Source organism: Mesorhizobium sp. (assembly GCF_004962245.1).
GTDB lineage: Bacteria > Pseudomonadota > Alphaproteobacteria > Rhizobiales > Rhizobiaceae > Mesorhizobium.
Genome location: NZ_SUHQ01000005.1, coordinates 120685 through 138458, shown reverse-complemented (window position 1 = coordinate 138458; position 17774 = coordinate 120685). Strand labels below are relative to the sequence as shown.

Sequence of the window (17774 nt, the reverse complement as noted above, 5' to 3'; positions counted from 1 at the left end):
GTACAAGACAGATACTAGCATCGGGAATCGACAATGCAAGATGGCAATGCCTTGGCGGCTCGGCTGGACACTGGTCCGGACGAGGACAGGACTTCGGGCTCTCGCGAGAAGGGTCTCAACCGGGTACTCCAGATCCTGGAGTTTCTTCACGCGACCCAGCGGGCGATCGGGATTGGCGATCTCGCCAAAGGGGTGAATGCACCGCGCTCGACGACCTACACGCTTGTGCGCTCGCTCGTGGATGCGGGCCTGCTGGAAATGGCCGGCGACGGCAACCGCGTCTATTTCGGGAAGAAGCTTTATCTCTACGGAATGGACTATGTGCGCGGCAACGACCTGCTCAGGAGAGGGCGTCAGGAAGTCGACAATCTGTCGCGCGAGACAGGCGAAACCTCTGAATTGTGCATGCTGCAAAGCGGCCGTTACACAATTGTCCATTCCAGTCCGGGCACCAGGCCGTTCCGGATCAGCTCGGCCACAGGTCTGCAGATCCCGCTCCCCTGGACCGCTTCCGGGCGGTTGCTTCTCGCCGGATTCGAAAAGGCCGTGATCGAGGACATGGTGTCTGAGGACGATCTCGTCCTGCCAGACGGCCGCAGATTGCTGCTCGACGACTTCATAGGAGATATCGCCGTGGCCGGAGCCGCCGGCTATTGTGTGACCTCAGGTCTTGTCGACGCCTATACGAAATGCCTTGCAGCGCCGGTCTTTTCAGTGCCGGGCAAGGTCGAGGCGACGATGTGCCTGGTGGTTCCCATCGACACCTCCGAGGAGAAGACCGGCGATCTCATCGCCCTGCTGCGCGAACGCGCCGCAAGGCTTTCGATCATGGGATGAGCTGTTTTCGCCGGGACGGCAAGCGGGATTTGCTCACGCGATGATGTCGGGAATGATCCGGTCTTCCAGTGCCATCAGCCGGTCTTTCAGGAAAAGCTTCTTCTTCTTCATGCGCTGGATCTGCAGAGGGTCGCAGTTCATGGCGATCATCGCATTGATGGCCGCGTCGAAATCGGCGTGCTCCTGCTTCAGCCGAGAATATTCGAGGCGGATATCAGCCTGTTCCTGTTCGGACATTATCTACCGTCTGCACGTCTGCGGCGCCCAAAAATGGGCCTGATTGGGCGAGGCCGGAGGTATCTTGCACCGGCGCGCAGCCAATATCACATTTCGTATTGTCGTGGAATGCTACCACGCAGCATTCGACATCGATGCCCGATGGTGGCACACTGTCATTATGCCGTCACAGAAGCGAACCTGCGGTGGACGCGCCTTGACGGCTGCAATCGAGGAAACCATGAAAGGGAGAACCAATCATGTCTCTTGCATCCCATCTTGATGAGCTGCAGCGGAAACACGGCGACATCGAACGCGAAATCGATGATGCGATGAATCATCCATCGGTCGACGACCTCGAAATCGTGAATCTCAAGCGGCGCAAGCTGGCACTCAAGGACGAGATTGAAAAACTGAAGGCGAAACCGACCACGCACTGACGTTCTTCTACAGCGCCGCGTCCTTTGGACGCGCAAAGCACGCTGTCGTACTTCTGATTTGGCTCATGATCCCCGGCGAAAATCGATTCCGATTTTCGGGGTCATGCGCTGGATAGGTGCGCTGCTTTTGGCGCACGATCATCTTCCGGTGGCAACCATGCCGCCGGAAAGTTCAATATTTTGCTCCGGCGACATGGACAGGATAGGTGGTTTGCCGCTGTCTTCCTGTTATTGATTTGATAGGCCTGCCTGCCTGTCGCCATTGACAAGCCATCTTTGCTCCTCCACCTCATGCCCGGACCTTCTACGGCGCCCTTTCGGACGCGCAAAAGACGCTGTAGCATTTTGATTTTGCGCATGATCCCTTGCGAAGACCGATTCCGGCCTTCGGGGTTCTGCTCTAGCAAAAGGCAGCCGGTATGACCGGATATTTTTCCTCTCCTTTCCCGCGCCGCACGTCGGTCGGCGTCGATGTCGGCGGCGTGGCGGTCGGCGGGGGCGCCCCGGTCGTCGTCCAGTCGATGACGAACACCGACACCGCCGATGTCGACCAGACGGTCGCTCAGGTTGCGGCTCTGCATCGCGCCGGCTCCGAGATCGTGCGCATCACTGTCGACCGCGATGAGAGCGCTGCCGCCGTGCCCGCCATCCGCGAGCGGCTCGAACGGCTCGGCATCAACGTGCCCCTGGTCGGCGATTTCCACTATATCGGCCACAAGCTGCTCGCCGACCATCCGGCCTGCGCCGAGGCGCTGGCCAAATACCGCATCAATCCCGGCAATGTCGGCTTCAAGGACAAGAAGGACCGGCAGTTCGCGGCGATCGTCGAGATGGCGATCCGGTACGACAAGCCGGTGCGCATCGGCGTCAACTGGGGGTCGCTCGACCAGGAGCTTCTGACCCGGCTGATGGACGACAACCAGCGCCAGGGTTTTCCGCTGACCGCGCAGGAGGTGACGCGCGAGGCGATCGTGCAGTCGGCGATCCTTTCGGCCGAAATGGCCGAGGAGATCGGCCTTGGCCGCGAGAAGATCATCCTGTCGGCCAAGGTCAGCGGCGTGCAGGACCTGATCGCGGTCTATACCGAGCTTGCCACCCGCTCCAACCACGCGCTGCATCTTGGCCTCACCGAAGCGGGCATGGGTTCGAAGGGCATCGTCGCCTCGTCCGCGGCGATGGGCATCCTGCTTCAGCAAGGCATTGGCGACACGATTCGCATCTCACTGACACCGGAACCGAATGGCGACCGAACCCGTGAGGTGCAAGTGTCGCAAGAACTCCTGCAGACCATGGGGTTCCGGCAATTCGTGCCGATCGTCGCCGCTTGCCCCGGCTGCGGCCGAACGACCTCGACGGTGTTCCAGGAACTCGCCCAGAACATCCAGGCGGATCTGCGCAAGAACATGCCGGTGTGGCGTGAAAAATATCCCGGCGTCGAGAACCTCAAGGTCGCGGTGATGGGCTGCATCGTCAATGGCCCGGGCGAATCCAAGCACGCCGATATCGGCATTTCGCTGCCCGGCACCGGCGAGATGCCGACGGCGCCGGTGTTCGTCGACGGCAAGAAGGCGGCGACGCTGCGCGGCCCTTCGATTGCCGCCGACTTCGAGAAGATGGTCGCCGACTATATCGAGCAGCGGTTTGGACAACACGGCAGGGCCGCGGCGGAGTAGATCAATGCGGCGCTTCCCCTGGGCGACGCTGGTTCTGTTTTGTGGGCTGGGCTGGGCGACGACCGTCCAGGCCGATCCGCCGCGCCCCGCCAAACAGAGGTTGCTCGACCGGGTTTGCAACCTGATCGAGGCCCATGCAGACCAAAACGGCCTGCCCAAGGATTTCTTTGCCCGGCTGATCTGGAAGGAAAGCCGCTTCGATCCCAATGCGGTCAGTCCGGTCGGCGCCGAAGGCATAGCCCAGTTCATGCCAGGCACAGCCAAGATACGCGGTCTCGACAATTCCTTCGATATCGAGCAGGCCATCCCGGCCTCGGCAAAATATCTCGCCGAAATGAAAACCGGCTTCGGCAATCTTGGCCTGGCCGCCGCCGCCTACAATGCCGGCGAGACCCGGGTGTCGCGCTGGCTGAGTTCCGGCGGCTTCCTGCCGATGGAGACCGAAAACTACGTTCTGGACATCATGGGCGAGCCGGCCGACAGGTTCACCGACACCGCCTATGCCGGCATCATCCAGCCGCTCGACAAGAAAGCGAGCTTCGCGATCGCCTGCCGCAAGCTGCCGACGATCATGTCCAGAACCGTGGCCATGGCGTCGATCAACGTCAAGCCGTGGGGCGTGCAGGTGGCCGGCAATTTCCGCCGCGCTGCCGCGCTCAATCAATGGAGCGGTGTAAAGCGCCGGTTTCCGGCCTTGCTTAACGGCCATGATCCGGTGGTCAGCCGGGTGCGCACGCCAATCGGCCGGCGTGGCATCTATGCGGTCCGGATCGGCGCCGACTCCAAAGCCAAGGCCGACAATATCTGCCAGAAACTGCAAAGCGTCGGCGGCGCATGCGTAGTGGTGCGGAATCGCTAGACTTCGATGTCGGCGGCTTGACCTCCAGGATCATCCTTCTCAACGGCGTCGGCAGCGCCGGCAGCGGGCCGACCGCTTGCCAGGGCTGGCGCGCTGGCAATATGACCGCGTGCATAAGGATATCGGCTACGATCTCGAAATCGACACAAGCACGCTCACGCCGTTGGAGTGCGCCAGGTGCGTAAAAGCAAAGTTCCAGCTATAGGCCAACCATGACCGACCGTCTCTACAGCGATCCCGACCTCGTCCAGTTCTACGATATCGAGAACGAAGCCGGTGTGGACGTCGACTATTGCGTCGGCTTCGCCAGGGATGCCGGCTCGGTTCTCGATCTCGGCTGCGGCACTGGGCAACTGGCCGCCGCGCTCGCCGACCGGCGCAGCGTGACTGGCGTCGATCCGGCGCCGGCGATGCTCGACATCGCGCGCCGCAGGGCCGGCGGGCACAGGGTCGACTGGGTCGAGGCCGATGCGCGAAACGTCCGGCTTGGACGACGTTTCGATCTGGTGCTTTTGACCGGGCACGCCTTCCAGGTGTTTCTGACGCCAGAGGATCGAGAGGCGGTGCTTGCCACGATCGCTGCTCATCTGGCTCCGGATGGGCGCTTCATCTTCGACACGCGAAATCCAGCCACGGAGGAATGGCTCGAGTGGACGCCGGAACGGTCGCAACGGGAGCTGAGTCATCCCGCATTGGGCACTGTGAGCGCATGGAACGATTTCCGGCGCGATCCCGCCACCGGTGTCGTCACCTACTCGACCCATTATGAAATCCCCGGCAGCGGGCGGGTGCTCAGCGCCGAATCGAAAATAGCCTTCCCGGCAAAGGAAAGCCTTGCGCAGATGCTGGACGAGACCGGGCTGGTCGTCGAAGAATGGCTCGGCAGTTGGCAGGGCGAGCCATATCTCGAGACTTCGCCGGAAATCATCCCGATTGGTCGGTTGCGCTAGCCCGGACGTTGCTTCGCCTCGAGCGGTTTCCCATCCTTTGACGGGACCGATTGAGCGCGCGGACAAGCAGAAGGCACCACCGCCCAATTGCGGCGCTGCGCTGGCGACGTGCCCATCGATGCAACTCGTGAGCGTCTTGCAGGTTTGGCTGTTCGGAACGCATCGCACTCCTCCTTGCCAGCATTTCGCATGCTGAGGAGGAAACATATTATGTATCGATCCTGCCGATAATCGGTGATAATTTCCGTTCATCTGTGACGAATTGGAATAGATATGGATCGGCAAGAGGCTATGGGCGTGTTCCTGTCGGTCGTCGAGGAAGGCGACTTTTCGGCGGCAGCACGCCGGCTCCGGATGACCCCATCGGCCGTCAGCAAGATCATCGGCCGTCTTGAGTCCCGCCTTGGCGTGCGCTTGCTGCAACGCTCGACACGGCGCATCGGCTTGACGGCAGAAGGCAGCACCTATGCCGATAGCGCTCGCCGTATCCTGAACGACATCAAAGAGGCTGAAATCGCGATCCAGCCCGGCGCAGATCCGCGCGGCCGGCTGCGCGTCAGTCTTCCGAGCGCCTTCGGCCATCGTTTGATCGTGCCGATGTTACCGGCTTTCATCGATCGCTACCCGGCCATTGAGCTCGAGCTGACGTTTACGGATGCGATTATTGACCTATTGGCCGAGGAAACGGACGTCGCCGTGCGCGTTGCCGCCCAGAACGATTCCAGGCTGGTGATGCGGCGGCTGGCGCCCAATCACCGTGTGATTTGCGCGTCCGCTCAGTATCTCAAGAAAAACGGGACACCGATGACGCCGGGCGACCTTCAACATCACACATGTCTTGGCATCACATCACGCGGCGGCCTCAACATCTGGGAGTTCGATGGCCCGAACGGTCCGCAGAGCATGCGTATCCGCAGCCCGATAGAGGCCAACAGCACGGAAGCCCTGCGCCGGCTGGCTCTTGCGGGTGTCGGCATCATCCGCATGTCGGAGATATTGGTCGGACCGGACATCAGGATAGGCAGACTGACCGCGCTGCTCACCGGATACAATCATCACGACGGACCGCCAATATGCGCTGTCTATCCGCCTGGCCGAATTCTGTCGCCGCGTGTACGTGTGTTCGTGGACTTCCTCGCCGAACAGTTCACCAACCCTCCCTGGCTGCGCAGCGCGCCTTAGAGAGCAGCGTCAGCTGTTGCGGGCCGCCACGAATTTCGCCGCTTGCTTCAGAAGTGCCGCAGCTTCGCCATAGGGATCGAGCAGCGCGTGGGCCTGGCTGACGAGGCCTTGAAGCTGGTCCCGCGCCCAGTTCGCGCCATGCAGCGCCACCAGCGTCGCCTTGCCGGCGGCTGCATCCTTGCCCGTCGCCTTGCCCATCTGATGCACGTCCGCCGTCAGGTCGAGCAGGTCGTCGGCAAGTTGAAAGGCAAGCCCGATCGCCGAGCCGAACTCGGCCAGTCTTTCGCGATCGGCTGCTGGCGCGCCGGCAAGGATCGCGCCCGCCTCGCAGGCGAAGCGGATCAGCGCGCCGGTCTTCATCGCCTGAAGCCGGATGATGCCGGCTTCGTCCGGCCTGATACGTTCGGCTTCGAGGTCGAGCGTCTGGCCGCCGACCATGCCGCCGGCTCCGGCGGCGCGGGCCAGCGCCAGCACCAGCGCCGCCCGTCGCTCGCCCGGCAGCACCGTCGCTTCGTCGGCAATGATATCGAAGGCAAGCGCCAGCAAGGCGTCGCCGGCCAGGATGGCGGTCGCCTCGTCGAAGGCCTTGTGCACGGTCGGCTGGCCACGGCGCAAATCATCGTCGTCCATGGCTGGCAGATCGTCATGGATCAGCGAATAGCAATGCACGCATTCGAGCGCCGCCGCCACGCGCAGCGCCGCCTCGCCGTCGGCGGAAAACAGCGCGGCACTTTCCATGACCAGAAACGGGCGCAGGCGCTTGCCGCCGTTCAGCACGCCATGGCGCATCGCCGCCATCAGACGTTGCGGCCGCGCGATCTCGCCTGAAAGCGGGCGGTCGTCTAGGAGCCGCCTGAGCAGCGCCTCGAGCGGACCTGCGCGCTGGACAAGCGCTGCCTCGAACGGCATTTGATCGTCTTTCATCATGCCCGGGCACGGGTAGCCGACACTCAGACGTTGCGCAAGAAGCCAAGCGCCATTATGCCGGGGCAGGGAGCAGCATGGATTGGGCGGCTTGGCGGAACCGATCGTCGATCACGAAACCGAAGGGCTGGATATGGTGAGGCCGAAACGCGGCAACCGCATCGGTCTCAGACGCCGGCCCCGGCGCTGGGTCCGGCGCGGTATCTCCGTCGCCATCGTGCTGGCGCTGATCCCGGCGGTGCTGACCTTCCTGTATCTGCCGCCATTCGTGCACCCGATATCGACACTGATGCTGAAGGATCTGGCGACGTTTTCCGGCTACGACCGGCGCTGGGTTTCGATCGACGATGTGGCGCCGGCGTTGGCGCATTCGGTCATCATGTCGGAGGATGGGCAGTTCTGTTTCCACCGCGGCATCGATCTTGGCGAGTTGAGGGGCGTCGTCGACGACGCACTGGCCGGCGAGATGACGCGCGGCGCCTCGACCATCACCATGCAGACAGTGAAGAACCTTTATCTCTGGTCGCGACCGCTGGGCTCGGTCCGCAAAGTCGTCGAGCTGCCGTTGGCTGTCTATTTCGACGCGGTGATGTCGAAACGGCGCATCATGGAGATCTATCTCAACATCGCCGAATGGGGACCGGGCATCTATGGCATCGAGGCCGCCGCCCAGCACCATTTCGGGGTTTCGGCAAAACGGCTGTCGCGACGCCAGGCGGCGCTGCTTGCCGTCACCTTGCCGAACCCGATCGCGCGCAACCCGGCGAAGCCCGGGCCGGGGCTGCGACGTCTGGCCGCGCTGATCGAGCGGCGCGCAGGCCGGTCCGGCGCCTATGTCGGCTGTCTGCGGTAGCTTAAAAAAAAATCGCGACGGCGCTGGCCAAAACGGCGCAGGGCGTGTATAGGCACCCGACTTTCTCAGATTCCGGCCTCTGACGCGGCCCTTTCACGAGGGCAGCCGGGGCATTTTGACCATGTAGTGGAGCATATCCATGGCCGTACCGAAACGAAAAACCTCCCCGTCGAAGCGCGGCATGCGCCGTTCGGCCGACGCGCTGAAGGCCCCGACCTATGTCGAGGACAAGAATTCCGGCGAGATGCGCCGCCCGCACCATATCGACCTGAAGACCGGCATGTATCGCGGTCGCCAGGTTCTGGAGCCGAAGGAAAGCTGAGAAACGCTTTCGACGGTTTGTGACTCCCGAAGGACCGGCCACTGCGCCGGTCCTTTTGTATTGTGCGCAGGCGATCCACCAATCAATTTCAGGCATCCCAGCCGCCGGTATCAGATGTCAGCCGGGGGCCGGCTGACATGGTTATTTCGCACGGTCTTTGTCCGTGTTCGCGGTCACGTACGAAAATTCTTGACGGCGAACGCCGGGCGCCTACTACAAAAGGCAGTCCAATCGGAGACGTCAGATGTTCGGTGCCATCCCGCTGCTGATCGTGCCCTTCGTCCTCTATAATCTCGGGCTTCTAGGAATATTCGGCGGCGGTGACGATCCCTGGGCAAACCAGATGTTATCGATCCGCATGATGTCGGGCGGGGTGTTCTCGATGACGCTCGGCGATCTGATCGTGCTGATCGGGCTGCTCCTCTTCTTCGTCGAAATCGTGAAATCGACCCGCACGACGAACGCCTCGATCATGGACCACCTGTTGTCGACCTTCGTCTTCGTGGCGTTCCTGGTCGAGTTCCTGCTGGTGAAGGGCGCGGCGCACTCGGTCTTCTTCACGCTGATGGTCATCGCGCTGGTCGACGTCCTGGCCGGCTTTTCGGTTTCGATGCGAGCGGCCAGTCGGGACATCAACATGAACTAGAGCGGGATGCGTTCAAATTGAACTGGGCACCCCGCTCTATCTATTTGTTTTAGCCGCATTTCCGCGACGCAAAGTGATTCCACTTGGCTGCAAATGCTCCAGAGGCCCGGCCTCAGCCCGGATCGGCGGTGAAACCAGCCGCCTCGATGCCGGCGATAGCGGCTGCCTCATCATTGTCCGATGTATCGCCGGAAATGCCCACGGCGCCGATGATGGCGCCGGCCTTGTCGCGGATCAGCACGCCGCCAACGACGGGCAGGATGCGTCCGCCCGACACGTCGGAAACGCCGGCGATCAGATGCGGCCGTTCCTTGGCGAAGGCTTCCACGCGGCGCGAGCCCATGCCGATGGCAAGCGCGCCATAGGCTTTGCCGGCCGACATTTGCGGACGCAGGAACGAGGCGCCATCCTGGCGCTGGAAAGCGACCAGATGGGCGCCGGCATCGAGGACCGAGACGCCAAGCGGCCTGAGCTTGAGCTCGGTGCCTTTGGCGAAAGCGGCGCCGATGATTTCAATGGCTTTGTCGAGTGTCAGCGCGGTCATGGCAGTCTCCTGTTGAATGCGTGATTCATTGATCCGGGACGACAGATACAAAATCCCGGTTTCGGTTGAAATTGCTTCGCGTGAAATGGCGAAATGGAAGCACCGCTGGCCGGCACTGTCCCGATATGGCGCTGCCGCCCGGTCGCTTCCAGACCGTTATCGAAGATCAGAGCGCCGCGCGTCTCATTGGACGCGCAAAGGACGCTCTACAGTTTGAAGCAGCATGGTCTCTTCCGGACGCCGATTCCGGCTTCCAGCGTGATGCGCAACGAACCGGCCCTATTTTTTCTTGCCTATTTTTTCTTGGCGCGCGCCGGCATCTTCACCGGAGCAGCCGGCGCATTGGCAAGGTCTTCCGCTTCCTTGGCGAGGCGCAGCGCCCTCAGTTTGTTGGTCTTTATCTGGCGGGCGTCGCTCTCCGCGACATATTCCGCCATCGCCTTCTGACGAACCGTGGCTGCTTCTTCCTGCTTCTTGAAACGCAAATCGGCCCGCGCGCGGGCAGTATCCTTAGAGTTCTCGACCAAGGGTTTTTCCCATCCCGTAGATTATAATTTTCAGTCCCTTGATAGCAGAGCCGGCCCGCAATGGGGAAAATAAGTTGGTCAGGCGACCGCATCGCACCCAGCGCCCGGCGCCTTTCGAGCGACAACCGCCTCGTATCCAGCCTGCAAGGTCGCGCGGACGGTGGCATCCGGCGGCGTGTCGGAAGGCGTGCCCAGATGTTCGTGGCGAAGCTCGTCCATGAACCTGTCCCACATCGGCGGGCCGCCCTTTTCCAGAAGCTCGGCGCGGATCGAGAGTTCCTCGCTGACCGGCAGCCAGACGCGACCCCAGGCGCCGAGATGTGCCAGGATCGGCACCAGCGCAATCGCCATTTCGGTCAGGCTGTAGATCGCCTTCTGCTTGTGAGTGGGATCGTCGGCCCTGGTCAGCATGCCGAGCTCCATCAACCGCTTCAGCCGATCGGCGAGTATGTTGGAGGCGATGCCTTCCAGCGACCCGTTGAGCAGGTCGCGAAAATGGCGTTTGCCGCCGAAAATCATGTCGCGAAGAATGATCAGGCTCCACCGGTCGCCAAACACTTCAAGCGACAGGTTGATTGGGCACCCAGACCGGCGATCGATGCGCATGCGATTCTCCGAGAAAAACTGGTTGCATTATCATATCAGTTTTATCATAGTGCAACTGATTGCAAAATGCAATTGGTTTGCCGAGAGGAGACTGCGACCATGATGAAGCCCGCGAGACCCGAAATCGCGTCCCAGACGTTTGGCGATCCCGCGCATCCGCCGATTCTGCTGATCATGGGCGCCATGGCTTCGATGCTTTGGTGGCCGGAGGCATTCTGCCGGAAACTGGCCGGCAAGGGTCTGTTCGTGATCCGCTATGACAATCGCGATACCGGCCGTTCGACCAAATATGCGCCCGGCGAACCGCCTTACACATTCGACGACATGGCGGACGACGCCATCCGCGTGCTCGACGACCACGGCATCGCGAAAGCGCATGTGGTCGGCATGTCGATGGGCGGCATGATCGCGCAGCTCGTGGCGCTGAAACACCCGTCGCGGGTCACCTCGCTTACGGCGATCAGTACTTCTCCAGTGGGAACCGACACATCGCATCTGCCTGGCATGACCGAAGCCTATATGAAACACTCGGCCGAAGGCGCGAAGGTCGACTGGTCTGACCGAGCCCAGGTGGTCGATTTCATCGTCAGTGACGCGCACGCGATCGCCGGTGCCGCGCATCCCTTCGACGAGAGGCGGACGAGGGCGTTCGTCGAACAGGATTACGACCGATCCGGCGGCTTCTTGAGCGCGACAAATCATTTCATGCTTAAGGGCGGTGAGGACTGGAAGGGCCGCCTGCACGAATTGAAGGTTCCGCTCCTCGTCATCCACGGCACCGAGGATCCGATCTTTCCGGTCGAGCATGGCGCTGCTCTCGCAGAAGCGGTTGCCGGCGCGAGGCTTGTCCGCATCGAAAGCGGCGGCCATGAACTGCATCCCGACGATTGGCCCGCGATCGTTGATGCTATCGCCACCCATAGCCAAGCCAGTAAGTAGCGGACTGAATGTCCGCAAGCCGAGGCACCAAAGGAACAACAAACAATGTCCCTGACGATGCATCTTCATCCGCTGGCCTCCTTCTTCTGGAAGCCGCTGATCGCGCTCTATGAGAACGGCACGCCATTCACATCGGTCGTCGTCGATCTCGGCAATGAACAGTCGCGCGCGGCGTTCCTGAAATTATGGCCGGTCGGCAAGATGCCGGTGCTGCGCGATGAGGCGCTGGACCAGACCGTGCCGGAATCGACGATCATTATCGAATATCTCAACGCGCATTATCCCGGACCGGTCCAGCTGATCCCTGTCGATGTCGATCTCGCCCGCCAGATCCGCCTCGCCGACCGCTTCTATGACTTTTACCTGCAGCACCCGATGCAGAAGATCGTCGGCGACAGGTTGCGGCCTGAAGGCAAGACCGATCCGTTCGGCGTCGAGGAGGCGCGCGCCCAGCTGCGCAGCGCCTACGCCATGATCGAGCAGGACACGCAGTCGAGGACGTGGGCGATGGGCAAGGCCTTCACCATGACCGACTGCGCCGCGGCGCCTGCGCTGTTCTACGCCAACAAGGTCGAGCCGTTCGGCGAGAACTATCCGGCGCTGAGGCGCTACCATGACCGGTTGCTGCGGCGGCCGTCTGTCGCCCGCGTGATCGAGGAAGCGCAGCCCTATTTCAAGCTCTTCCCCTACAATAACGGTTAGGCCGATGCCGCATGATCCGGCCCAACTCGGGCTTCTTGTTCCAGGTGCTCACCGATCCGGACGGCAAGAGGGCGCGGCTGGACGCGCTTGGTGCGTCACTGCCGAGGCTTGGCGGGCGCGTTCTCAGCTCCCGCGGTCAACCAAGCTGCTCTGCATCCCAGAACTGATCGAGCCAGATGCTGAGCTTCAGGAAGCCGGCATTGCTGACCGTATAGACACGCCTTGTCCCTTCCGGCTTGGCATTGACCAGCCCGGCTTCGAGCAGCACCTTCAGATGCTGCGACACAGCCGGGCGCGAGACCGGCAACCCGGCGGCCAGTTCGTTGACGGTCTTGGGGCCGCGCCGGAGCTCTTCCAAAAGGTAGCGCCGGTTGGGATCGGCAATCGCCATGAAGGCGTCGGAAAACATCATACCTTATTTGTGAGGCAAAGTTTTCCAAATCTCAACCGTTGGTTTCAGGCTTTCTGCGCGGATCGAGCCGCAATGCTTCCGGCGTGATCGAACGCTCGGCCGGTTGCGTCGTGAAGGCGTCGCGGTCTTCGATCGGCACCGGCGCGCGACGGTTGATGCGCAGCAGCGTGTAACCCGCCAGGCAAAGATGCGCCAAGGCAGTGGCAAGGAACAGGCCTTCCGGCCGCGTCCAGCCCATCAGGGCGGCGGCCAGCAACGGCCCGATCATCGTGCCGAAACCATAGAGCAGCAGCAGGCCGCCCGACACTTTGACGAAGTCCTCCGCCCGGGCGTGGTCGTTGGCATGGGCCACGGCGATCGAATACAGCGTGTAGGCAAAAGCGCCGTAAGCGGCGGTGCAGACAATGACGAAGACGCCGGAGCGCGGCTCGAACAGGAAGACAGCGACGGCAAACAGCGCTGCGCCGAAGGCTAGGCCCGCCAGCACAAAGCGGCGGTCGGTCTTGTCGGAGAGACGTCCGGCCGGAAGCTGCATGGCGGCGCCGGCGACGACCACCAGGCTCATCATCAGCGCGATCTCGGCCGTGGAAATGCCGATGCGGGCGCCATAGACAGCGCCGAGCGTACCCCAGGCGCCGTTGGCGATGCCGATCAAAACGCAGGCGATCGCCGACACCGGCGAATTGACATAGAGCCCCTTGACGTCGAGCGAGACGTCCTGGAGCGGCTTGGGGTGCGAAGCCGTCGAGACCGCGGTCGGAATGAGCGACAGGCAGAACAGGATACCGGTGATCATGAACAGCGAGGCCGACTTCACGTCGCCGCCGGCTACGATCATCTGGCCGCCCATGATCGAGGCATAAGTGACCATCATGTAAAGGCCGAAGACGGCGCCGCGGTTCTCGTTAGTGGACTTCTCGTTAAGCCAGCTTTCGATGACCATGAAGGCACCAGCCATGGTGAAGCCGGTGAAGGCGCGCAGCAGGATCCAGAAATATTCGTCGATGATCAGGCCGGTGAGCAGTGCGACGATGGCTCCCGACGCCGCAAAGGCGCCAAAAGCGCGTACGTGGCCGGCACGGCGCACGATGCGCGGCGCAAAGAAGCAGCCGGTGACGAAGCCGCCGGCCCAGGCCGTGCCCATCAGGCCGAGCGATGCGGTCGAGAAACCTTCCACCTGGCCGCGCAGCGGCAACAGCAGCCCGTGCAGTCCGGTCGCCGCCAGCAGGAAAGCGGTGCCGCGAAGCAGCGAGAGGATCGGTCGGTAGCTTGCAAACATTTAGCTGATCCGGCTGGAATTTAGGGAGGGTCTGAAGCCAGTCGCATTCGGGCTTTTCGGCGGCGGGCGCTCCGGCCCAGGAACTATCCGCGGCGGAACAGCGCCTCGGCCGCCGATTTGGTGCTGCTCTTGGTCTTGAGCTCGGCTTCCAGCCGGGCGATCTCGTCGCGCAAGATGCCGATCCGCTCGGACAGTTCATCGACGGAAAGCAGCGACAGATCCTGCCCGATCTCATGGGGGCGCGCTTTCTTTTTGGGTTCGTCGTCGAAGATCGCCATCGTCGCTCCTCGCTCATGCACAAAAATTAAACTGCTGCAGCGTCCTTGGGCGTCCAATCGGATGCCTGGCACTGTCGTGGCCATTTGCCTGATTTGGCAATCAGCATACATAGGGCAGGGGCATGGATGCAAATAGTCGGCAAGAAACTGGCAGCTGGCAAGAAACTGGCGAAGCGAGACGGGAAAATTCATGGCGAATGGACAAAATAGAATTCCGGCGAAGATGACGGCCATTGCGATCTCGGAACCCGGCGGACCACGGGTGCTGAAACCTGAAATGCGCGACGTGCCCATGCCCGGTCCCGGCGAAATCCTGATCCGGGTGCGCGCCGCCGGTGTCAACCGGCCCGATGTGCAGCAGCGCAAGGGCGCCTATCCGCCGCCGCCCGGCGCGTCGGACCTGCCCGGCCTCGAAGCGGCCGGCGAGGTCGCCGCCCTTGGCGACGAGATATCGCGCTGGCGCGTCGGCGACCGGGTCTGCGCGCTGACGCCCGGCGGCGCCTATGCCGAATATGTCAAGGTTCATGCCGGCAGCGTGCTGCCGCTGCCCGCCGGCTTTACCCACACCGAAGCGGCGGCGGTGCCGGAAAACTACTTCACCGTCTGGCACAACGTCTTCGAGCGCGGCGCTTTAAAGAGCGGCGAGACGCTGCTCGTGCATGGCGGCTCGTCCGGGATCGGCACCACGGCGATCCAGCTCGCCTCCGCCTTCGGCGCTTACGTCATCACCACTGCCGGCAGCCAGGAGAAATGCGACGCCTGTCTGAAGCTTGGCGCCGACCGGGCGATCAACTACCGTGAGGAGGATTTCGTTGCGGCGGTCAAGGAGGCGACCGACGGCAAGGGGGCCAACGTCATCCTCGACATGGTCGGCGGCGACTATGTGGCGCGAAACTACGAGGCCGCGGCTTTGGAAGGCCGCATCGTCCAGATCGCCACGCAGGGCGGAGCTGTGGCGAGCGCCGATTTCTCGAAGATCATGGTCAAGCGGCTCATCCACACCGGCTCGACGCTGCGGCCGCGCACCGTCGAATTCAAGGCGGCGATCGCGGCAGCACTGGAGGCGCAGGTGTGGCCGCTGCTCGGCACCCGCAAGGTGGCACCCGTGATGGACATGATCTTCCCGCTCAAGGAAGCGTGGCGGGCGCATGAGCGGATGGAGGACGGCGACCACATCGGCAAAATCGTGCTCGATGTCGGCTGATGCATCGGCCCGAAAATCGGAATCGATTTTTGCTGTGCCGACCTTCGGTTCGGAAAGCACGCTGCGCGGTTCAATGTGTTGGAGCGTGCTTGCGTGCCCGATGGAATGAACGGCGCTCCAACAAGCTGAACAAATGCTTAATTGTGCAATGCAACAATCGCATTGCCGCTATGCAAAAGCGTCTGTTCAATTTTTCATCGACGATGCCTATTTGAGCGGCATCGAAACGATGGAGGACTAACCATGAACCCGATCCGTGCTTTCCGCAACTGGCGCATGTACAATGAAACCGTGCGCGAACTGAACCGCCTGAACGCTCGTCAGCTCAACGATCTCGGCATCAACCGTGGCGACATCGAGAGGATAGCCCGCAAGGCGCTTTGATCTCGGGCGTGATCCCGCCCGAAAGCATCAGGCCGCGTTTTCGCGGCGCCTAGGTCCGAGATCATGCTTAGAAGCCAGAGCCGCAGCTGACGGATTTCCGTCGCCGGTTCCGAGCCCGCTGGACCCTGTCCGGCGGGTTTTGTCTTTTGGAGCCCGTGCCGCAGCGGCGGCTGCGATGATTGATCGGTTGCCGAAAGGGCGCCGATAAGACTGCGAAAAGGCTCCACGTCCCGGGCCGTACCACCCTTAACCAGGGTTGGCCGGTCGATATGGGTGGAGCGCCGGTGTATCTATTCTCAGTACCCAAATGCGGCAAAGCCGAGCGCCACCAGGGTTCCTCCCAGCACGATGTCCGCATGCTTCCGGAAGCGATTGTAAAATCGCTGCGTGGCCGGTTGGGAAATGGAAAGGCCGAGAAGGCCAAACCAGGCGATCGCAATGGCAAATACCAATCCGACCACGGACACGTGAGTTGTCCCGCGAGCATTTAAATTCAGCGTGGAGGATGCAAAAAACAGCGCGGTGGCAGGATTTGCCACCGCCGTGACAAAGCCCAGCCGGAAGTAGCGAATGATTGGAACCGGCTTCGGCTCGGTGACGCCAGTCTTGATCGACAGCGCCCGCCGCATCGAATTCCAGCCGATGAAGACCAGCATTGCGCCGTAAAGGCTGGCACCCATCTGATGTGCGATGCCCCCCGACAGCAGCGCGCCGGCCCCCGTCGCGACGACGGCCGCCAACGAAGTGGCGCCAAGGGCTATACCGGCGGCAGCCGAAAGCGCCGTGGCACGCGAAGCGGTTAGCCCGGCCTGCGCGACGACAGCGAAGTTGGCGCCCGGCAGCATTGCCACCAACGCATAGGAAATGGCGAACGGAAACAACCCCGCCGCGACAGCGTGCCCGGTTTCCAGCATCGATCAGCCCACATCGGCGGCGGCCTGCTCTCTCAAGGGGCAGGTTGCCGCTACCGGAGGCGGAATGTGAACGAAACGCTTGCCCTCCAACAAGTCGGCAAATGCCGACAGGAAGGCGTTTTGTTACCGGTTATGAGCCGCGTCCGCTGAGTGGCTCGCCGAAGGCGCGGCTTCGACACGTTCGACATCTCCCGCCGTCCTTGCCTCCGTACCTTCCAAAAACATTGCGAAATGGCGAGAGAGCGGTTATACAGACCGCGAATTTCCCATTTTGGTGGCTCTAAAACCACCGCCCGCGCGGGAACGCGGGCGAACGAGAAGGATATCTTGCGATGGCCAATACCCTGCTGATGCCCAAGGCGACCGCCGTCTGGCTGGTCGACAACACAGCGCTCTCCTTCGAGCAGATCGCGCAGTTTTGCTCGCTGCACCCGCTCGAGGTCAAGGCGATCGCCGACGGCGAGTCGGCGCAAGGCATCAAGGGCATGGACCCGATCATGACCGGCCAGCTGACCCGCGACGAGATCGCGCGCGCCGAGAAGGACCCGAACCATCGGCTGAAGCTGTCCGACCCCAAGGTGCGGGTGCCGGAATCCAAGCGCAAGGGTCCGCGCTACACGCCGCTGTCGAAGCGCCAGGACCGGCCCAACGCCATTCTCTGGCTGGTGCGCAACCATCCCGAGCTGAAGGACGCGCAGATCGCGCGCCTCGTCGGCACCACCAAGTCGACGATCGACCAGATCCGCGACAGAAAGCACTGGAACTCGGCCAATCTGCAGCCGATGGACCCGGTGACGCTGGGTCTCGCCTCGCAGATCGACCTCGATATGGAAGTCAACCGCGCCTCGCGCGGCCGCGAGCAGGCGCAGCCGGCCGGTGACACGCTGCTGCCGGCGGCATTGACCGAGCGGCTGGTGCCGGCGCCGGAGAAGCCAAAGGACGAGGATGCGGAACTCGACGCCAACGCCGTCTTCGCCAAGCTTTCGGCGCTGAAGTCGAAGGACGAGGATACGGACGACGAGGGGTAGGATACCCGGCGAGGCATCAAGCCGGCCATCTCGTTCAGCTTGACGCGGCGGTTCC

At 62.3% G+C, this 17774-nt stretch carries 24 protein-coding genes; 15 read left to right on the top strand and 9 right to left on the bottom strand.

Translation table 11 applies throughout. The features are described from left to right. Positions 1-33: 33 nt before the first annotated feature. A complete protein-coding gene (locus E5X88_RS07435; RefSeq protein ID WP_292159791.1) occupies positions 34-837 on the top strand; it encodes an IclR family transcriptional regulator in 804 nt (267 codons plus the stop codon). Between the two features lie 33 nt (positions 838-870). On the opposite strand, the gene E5X88_RS07430 is transcribed toward E5X88_RS07435, so the two are convergent. Next, complete coding sequence (locus E5X88_RS07430; protein WP_077380473.1) at positions 871-1074, bottom strand: YdcH family protein; 204 nt, start codon at positions 1072-1074, stop codon at positions 871-873. 239 nt (positions 1075-1313) lie between these two features. Between E5X88_RS07430 and E5X88_RS07425 the strand changes: the two genes are divergently transcribed. The 6 genes from E5X88_RS07425 (at position 1314) to E5X88_RS07400 (ending at position 6157) form a co-directional block, all read left to right on the top strand. Then, positions 1314-1493, top strand: a complete 180-nt coding sequence (locus E5X88_RS07425; protein WP_095487303.1) for a YdcH family protein — start codon at positions 1314-1316, stop codon at positions 1491-1493. A 419-nt stretch (positions 1494-1912) separates the two neighbouring features. Then, positions 1913-3166, top strand: coding sequence for a flavodoxin-dependent (E)-4-hydroxy-3-methylbut-2-enyl-diphosphate synthase (gene ispG, locus E5X88_RS07420; RefSeq protein WP_292159783.1), 1254 nt, complete (start codon positions 1913-1915; stop codon positions 3164-3166). Positions 3167-3170: 4 nt separating this feature from the next. After that, positions 3171-4025 (top strand): lytic transglycosylase domain-containing protein, encoded by an 855-nt coding sequence (locus tag E5X88_RS07415; RefSeq protein WP_292159782.1) that lies wholly within the window; start codon positions 3171-3173, stop codon positions 4023-4025. Continuing rightward, on the top strand, positions 4018-4230 hold the full coding sequence (locus tag E5X88_RS07410; RefSeq protein ID WP_292160085.1) for a hypothetical protein: 213 nt from the start codon (positions 4018-4020) through the stop codon (positions 4228-4230). The genes E5X88_RS07415 and E5X88_RS07410 overlap by 8 nt, the downstream gene beginning before the upstream one ends. A gap of 7 nt (positions 4231-4237) precedes the next feature. Further along, on the top strand, positions 4238-4975 hold the full coding sequence (locus tag E5X88_RS07405; RefSeq protein WP_292159780.1) for a trans-aconitate 2-methyltransferase: 738 nt from the start codon (positions 4238-4240) through the stop codon (positions 4973-4975). A 291-nt stretch (positions 4976-5266) separates the two neighbouring features. After that, positions 5267-6157 (top strand): LysR family transcriptional regulator, encoded by an 891-nt coding sequence (locus E5X88_RS07400; RefSeq protein ID WP_292159778.1) that lies wholly within the window; start codon positions 5267-5269, stop codon positions 6155-6157. Positions 6158-6166: 9 nt separating this feature from the next. Here E5X88_RS07400 and E5X88_RS07395 read toward each other — a convergent pair whose 3' ends face one another. Then, positions 6167-7084 carry a polyprenyl synthetase family protein gene (locus E5X88_RS07395; protein WP_292159756.1) on the bottom strand — a complete coding sequence of 306 codons (918 nt, stop codon included), beginning with the start codon at positions 7082-7084 and terminating at the stop codon, positions 6167-6169. 79 nt (positions 7085-7163) lie between these two features. On the opposite strand from E5X88_RS07395, the gene E5X88_RS07390 reads away from it, so the two are divergent. From E5X88_RS07390 to E5X88_RS07380, 3 genes are all read left to right on the top strand, one after another. Continuing rightward, a complete protein-coding gene (locus E5X88_RS07390; RefSeq protein WP_292159754.1) occupies positions 7164-7934 on the top strand; it encodes a transglycosylase domain-containing protein in 771 nt (256 codons plus the stop codon). A gap of 139 nt (positions 7935-8073) precedes the next feature. Next, positions 8074-8256 (top strand): 50S ribosomal protein L32, encoded by a 183-nt coding sequence (rpmF, locus tag E5X88_RS07385; protein WP_006203806.1) that lies wholly within the window; start codon positions 8074-8076, stop codon positions 8254-8256. 244 nt (positions 8257-8500) lie between these two features. Beyond that, positions 8501-8902 carry a hypothetical protein gene (locus E5X88_RS07380; protein ID WP_292159752.1) on the top strand — a complete coding sequence of 134 codons (402 nt, stop codon included), beginning with the start codon at positions 8501-8503 and terminating at the stop codon, positions 8900-8902. Between the two features lie 112 nt (positions 8903-9014). Here the strand turns inward: E5X88_RS07380 and E5X88_RS07375 are convergent, their stop codons facing one another. The 3 genes from E5X88_RS07375 to E5X88_RS07365 all read right to left on the bottom strand — a co-directional run bounded on the left by E5X88_RS07375 (position 9015) and on the right by E5X88_RS07365 (position 10579). Further along, positions 9015-9446, bottom strand: coding sequence for a heme-binding protein (locus tag E5X88_RS07375; RefSeq protein ID WP_292159750.1), 432 nt, complete (start codon positions 9444-9446; stop codon positions 9015-9017). A gap of 293 nt (positions 9447-9739) precedes the next feature. Further along, positions 9740-9973: a hypothetical protein gene (locus E5X88_RS07370; protein WP_292159748.1), complete on the bottom strand. Its 234-nt coding sequence runs from the start codon at positions 9971-9973 to the stop codon at positions 9740-9742. Between the two features lie 78 nt (positions 9974-10051). After that, positions 10052-10579, bottom strand: a complete 528-nt coding sequence (locus E5X88_RS07365; RefSeq protein ID WP_292159746.1) for a helix-turn-helix domain-containing protein — start codon at positions 10577-10579, stop codon at positions 10052-10054. 99 nt (positions 10580-10678) lie between these two features. Here E5X88_RS07365 and E5X88_RS07360 point away from each other — a divergent pair, with 99 nt between their 5' ends. Continuing rightward, a complete protein-coding gene (locus E5X88_RS07360) occupies positions 10679-11518 on the top strand; it encodes an alpha/beta hydrolase (protein WP_292159743.1) in 840 nt (279 codons plus the stop codon). Between the two features lie 45 nt (positions 11519-11563). Continuing rightward, positions 11564-12220 (top strand): glutathione S-transferase family protein, encoded by a 657-nt coding sequence (locus E5X88_RS07355; RefSeq protein WP_292159741.1) that lies wholly within the window; start codon positions 11564-11566, stop codon positions 12218-12220. Positions 12221-12356: 136 nt separating this feature from the next. On the opposite strand, the gene E5X88_RS07350 is transcribed toward E5X88_RS07355, so the two are convergent. From E5X88_RS07350 to E5X88_RS07340, 3 genes are all read right to left on the bottom strand, one after another. Continuing rightward, on the bottom strand, positions 12357-12632 hold the full coding sequence (locus E5X88_RS07350) for a metalloregulator ArsR/SmtB family transcription factor (RefSeq protein ID WP_292159739.1): 276 nt from the start codon (positions 12630-12632) through the stop codon (positions 12357-12359). A 31-nt stretch (positions 12633-12663) separates the two neighbouring features. Further along, entirely contained in the window at positions 12664-13911 is a 1248-nt protein-coding gene (locus E5X88_RS07345; protein ID WP_292159737.1) for an MFS transporter, read from the bottom strand. Positions 13912-13994: 83 nt separating this feature from the next. Beyond that, positions 13995-14189, bottom strand: a complete 195-nt coding sequence (locus tag E5X88_RS07340) for a DUF1192 domain-containing protein (RefSeq protein WP_292159735.1) — start codon at positions 14187-14189, stop codon at positions 13995-13997. A 190-nt stretch (positions 14190-14379) separates the two neighbouring features. On the opposite strand from E5X88_RS07340, the gene E5X88_RS07335 reads away from it, so the two are divergent. Together E5X88_RS07335 and E5X88_RS07330 are read left to right on the top strand one after the other, a co-directional pair. Beyond that, positions 14380-15393 (top strand): NAD(P)H-quinone oxidoreductase, encoded by a 1014-nt coding sequence (locus E5X88_RS07335; RefSeq protein WP_292159733.1) that lies wholly within the window; start codon positions 14380-14382, stop codon positions 15391-15393. 243 nt (positions 15394-15636) lie between these two features. Beyond that, positions 15637-15777 (top strand): DUF1127 domain-containing protein, encoded by a 141-nt coding sequence (locus tag E5X88_RS07330; protein WP_065011316.1) that lies wholly within the window; start codon positions 15637-15639, stop codon positions 15775-15777. A gap of 296 nt (positions 15778-16073) precedes the next feature. On the opposite strand, the gene E5X88_RS07325 is transcribed toward E5X88_RS07330, so the two are convergent. Further along, positions 16074-16691, bottom strand: coding sequence for a LysE family transporter (locus E5X88_RS07325; RefSeq protein ID WP_292159731.1), 618 nt, complete (start codon positions 16689-16691; stop codon positions 16074-16076). 332 nt (positions 16692-17023) lie between these two features. Between E5X88_RS07325 and E5X88_RS07320 the strand changes: the two genes are divergently transcribed. Then, positions 17024-17719: a DUF1013 domain-containing protein gene (locus E5X88_RS07320; RefSeq protein WP_292159729.1), complete on the top strand. Its 696-nt coding sequence runs from the start codon at positions 17024-17026 to the stop codon at positions 17717-17719. Positions 17720-17774 lie beyond the last annotated feature (55 nt).

What these genes read in the sequence shown, in the direction of transcription:
- E5X88_RS07435 (WP_292159791.1), top strand. Translation starts at nt 34, where the DNA reads ATGCAAGATGGCAATGCCTTGGCGGCTCGGCTGGACACTGGTCCGGAC.
- E5X88_RS07430 (WP_077380473.1), bottom strand. Translation starts at nt 1,074, where the DNA reads ATGTCCGAACAGGAACAGGCTGATATCCGCCTCGAATATTCTCGGCTG.
- E5X88_RS07425 (WP_095487303.1), top strand. Translation starts at nt 1,314, where the DNA reads ATGTCTCTTGCATCCCATCTTGATGAGCTGCAGCGGAAACACGGCGAC.
- ispG (WP_292159783.1), top strand. Translation starts at nt 1,913, where the DNA reads ATGACCGGATATTTTTCCTCTCCTTTCCCGCGCCGCACGTCGGTCGGC.
- E5X88_RS07415 (WP_292159782.1), top strand. Translation starts at nt 3,171, where the DNA reads ATGCGGCGCTTCCCCTGGGCGACGCTGGTTCTGTTTTGTGGGCTGGGC.
- E5X88_RS07405 (WP_292159780.1), top strand. Translation starts at nt 4,238, where the DNA reads ATGACCGACCGTCTCTACAGCGATCCCGACCTCGTCCAGTTCTACGAT.
- E5X88_RS07400 (WP_292159778.1), top strand. Translation starts at nt 5,267, where the DNA reads ATGGGCGTGTTCCTGTCGGTCGTCGAGGAAGGCGACTTTTCGGCGGCA.
- E5X88_RS07395 (WP_292159756.1), bottom strand. Translation starts at nt 7,084, where the DNA reads ATGATGAAAGACGATCAAATGCCGTTCGAGGCAGCGCTTGTCCAGCGC.
- rpmF (WP_006203806.1), top strand. Translation starts at nt 8,074, where the DNA reads ATGGCCGTACCGAAACGAAAAACCTCCCCGTCGAAGCGCGGCATGCGC.
- E5X88_RS07380 (WP_292159752.1), top strand. Translation starts at nt 8,501, where the DNA reads ATGTTCGGTGCCATCCCGCTGCTGATCGTGCCCTTCGTCCTCTATAAT.
- E5X88_RS07375 (WP_292159750.1), bottom strand. Translation starts at nt 9,446, where the DNA reads ATGACCGCGCTGACACTCGACAAAGCCATTGAAATCATCGGCGCCGCT.
- E5X88_RS07365 (WP_292159746.1), bottom strand. Translation starts at nt 10,579, where the DNA reads ATGCGCATCGATCGCCGGTCTGGGTGCCCAATCAACCTGTCGCTTGAA.
- E5X88_RS07360 (WP_292159743.1), top strand. Translation starts at nt 10,679, where the DNA reads ATGATGAAGCCCGCGAGACCCGAAATCGCGTCCCAGACGTTTGGCGAT.
- E5X88_RS07355 (WP_292159741.1), top strand. Translation starts at nt 11,564, where the DNA reads ATGTCCCTGACGATGCATCTTCATCCGCTGGCCTCCTTCTTCTGGAAG.
- E5X88_RS07350 (WP_292159739.1), bottom strand. Translation starts at nt 12,632, where the DNA reads ATGATGTTTTCCGACGCCTTCATGGCGATTGCCGATCCCAACCGGCGC.
- E5X88_RS07345 (WP_292159737.1), bottom strand. Translation starts at nt 13,911, where the DNA reads ATGTTTGCAAGCTACCGACCGATCCTCTCGCTGCTTCGCGGCACCGCT.
- E5X88_RS07340 (WP_292159735.1), bottom strand. Translation starts at nt 14,189, where the DNA reads ATGGCGATCTTCGACGACGAACCCAAAAAGAAAGCGCGCCCCCATGAG.
- E5X88_RS07335 (WP_292159733.1), top strand. Translation starts at nt 14,380, where the DNA reads ATGGCGAATGGACAAAATAGAATTCCGGCGAAGATGACGGCCATTGCG.
- E5X88_RS07330 (WP_065011316.1), top strand. Translation starts at nt 15,637, where the DNA reads ATGAACCCGATCCGTGCTTTCCGCAACTGGCGCATGTACAATGAAACC.
- E5X88_RS07325 (WP_292159731.1), bottom strand. Translation starts at nt 16,691, where the DNA reads ATGCTGGAAACCGGGCACGCTGTCGCGGCGGGGTTGTTTCCGTTCGCC.
- E5X88_RS07320 (WP_292159729.1), top strand. Translation starts at nt 17,024, where the DNA reads ATGGCCAATACCCTGCTGATGCCCAAGGCGACCGCCGTCTGGCTGGTC.